The following is a 1,852-nucleotide window of genomic DNA, read 5'->3' as shown; positions in this document are numbered from 1 at the left end:
GCGCTTCTACATCTTCGGGCTGGTGCTGTACCCGCAGGATTTCATCTACCTGACCGGGCTGCTGGTGCTGAGCGCGTATGCGCTGTTCCTGTTCACCGCGGTGGCCGGGCGGCTGTGGTGYGGCTATGCGTGCCCGCAGACGGTCTACACCGAGATCTTCCTGTGGGTCGAGCGCCACCTGGAGGGCGACCGCATCGCGCGCATGAAGCTCGATGCGGCACCGTGGTCGGCGAACAAGCTGCTGCGCAAGGGCGGCAAGCAGGCGGCGTGGATCGCGATCGGGCTGTGGACCGGCTTCACCTTCGTCGGCTATTTCACGCCGATCCGCGTGCTGGCCGGCGAGGCGTTGCAGTGGGGCTTCGGCCCGTGGGAATGGTTCTGGGTGTTGTTCTACGGTTTCGCGACCTACGGCAACGCCGGGTACATGCGCGAGCAGGTGTGCAAGTACATGTGCCCGTACGCGCGCTTCCAGAGCGCGATGTTCGACCGTGACACGCTGGTGATCGGCTACGACGAGAAGCGTGGCGAGCCGCGCGGCTCGCGGCCGCGCAGTGCCGATGCGAAGGCGCGCGGCTTGGGCGACTGCATCGACTGCACGCTGTGCGTGCAGGTCTGCCCGACCGGCATCGACATCCGCAAGGGGCTGCAGTACGAGTGCATCGGCTGCGCCGCATGCATCGACGTGTGCGATGGCGTGATGGACAAGATGAACTACCCGCGCGGGCTGATCCGCTATGCGACGCAGAACGGCATGGACCGGGGCTGGACGCAGGCGCAGATGCTGCGGCGGGCGCTGCGCCCGCGGGTGCTGGCCTATGGCGCGGTGATGGTCGCGATCTCGGTCGGCTTCGTCGCGAGCATCGCGCTGCGCCAGCCGTTCAGGGTCGACGTGGTGCGCGACCGCGGCACGCTGGCGCGCCAGGTGGAAGACGGCCGTGTCGAGAACGTCTACCGGCTGCAGGTGATGAACGCGACCGAGGCGGTGCAGCGCTACCGCGTGCACGTGACGGGCATCGAGCAGGCGACGATCGCGAGCACCCGGGAGGTCGAGGTCGGCCCGACCGAGGCCCGCTGGTTCGCGGTGCGGGTGCAGTTGCCGCCCGAGCGCGCGGCCGCGCTCGGCCCGGGCGCCCACCCGCTGGCCTTCGAGATCGAGCGGCTGGGCGACGAAGGCAAGGCCGAGGTGCACGAGAAATCGACCTTCATGGTGCCTCGCTGAACATGGCATTCGATGACAAGGAGACAGACATGAACCCGAGCGGAACCCTCGCGCTGCCGTGGTGGCGCTACAAGATGGTGTGGCTGGTGATCAGCGGCCCGGCCACCGTGGTGGTGGCCGGCGTGGCGACGATGGTGCTGGCGCTGACGCACATCGATCCGGTGCTGGACGAGCCGTCGAGCGCCGCGGCGCGCGTGGCAGCGGCCAAGACCGCGGCGGCGCCGGCGCAGCAGGCGCGCAACCATGCCGCAACGCCGGCACCCTGAGCCTCATCCAACCGCAGGAGCCGCCATGACCCGGACCACCCGTTTCATCACGATCCTGTGGCCTGGCTTCCTGATGGCGGGCGTGCTGGAGATGCTGGTCTTCGTGGTCGTCGACCCGAACGAATTCCAGTGGTTCGGCGGGCCGTTGATCGGCTGGTCGCCGCGGGCGATCTACAGCGTGACCTTCCTGATCTTCTGGGGTGTGATCGCGACCTCTTCGGCGTTGACGGCGCTGCTGTGGTCGACGATTGGAGAGGACGCTTCTTGAGGGGCAAAGGCGCGGGTGAGGGGCTGGGCTGGGGGCTCATGCCGAGGCGGTCGGCGCCCCGGGGGGCGCCGACTGCACGAAGAAGCTCGGCTTCGGGGG

The 1,852-nt window shown here is 68.7% G+C and carries 3 protein-coding genes; all 3 read left to right on the top strand.

The annotated features are described in order from the left end of the window. The coding region (gene ccoG, locus AC1DXV_RS34245; protein WP_477937997.1) for a cytochrome c oxidase accessory protein CcoG at positions 1 to 1,219 on the top strand (1,219 nt) is incomplete at its 5' end. A gap of 29 nt (positions 1,220 to 1,248) precedes the next feature. After that, complete coding sequence (locus AC1DXV_RS34240; RefSeq protein WP_477871653.1) at positions 1,249 to 1,485, top strand: hypothetical protein; 237 nt, start codon at positions 1,249 to 1,251, stop codon at positions 1,483 to 1,485. A gap of 25 nt (positions 1,486 to 1,510) precedes the next feature. Further along, positions 1,511 to 1,753: a hypothetical protein gene (locus AC1DXV_RS34235; protein WP_477871651.1), complete on the top strand. Its 243-nt coding sequence runs from the start codon at positions 1,511 to 1,513 to the stop codon at positions 1,751 to 1,753. The last annotated feature ends 99 nt before the right edge of the window (positions 1,754 to 1,852 follow it).

The sequence above is a fragment of the Rhizobacter sp. P3_C12 genome (genome assembly GCF_056402735.1).
This window is presented reverse-complemented; position numbering and strand designations above follow the sequence as displayed.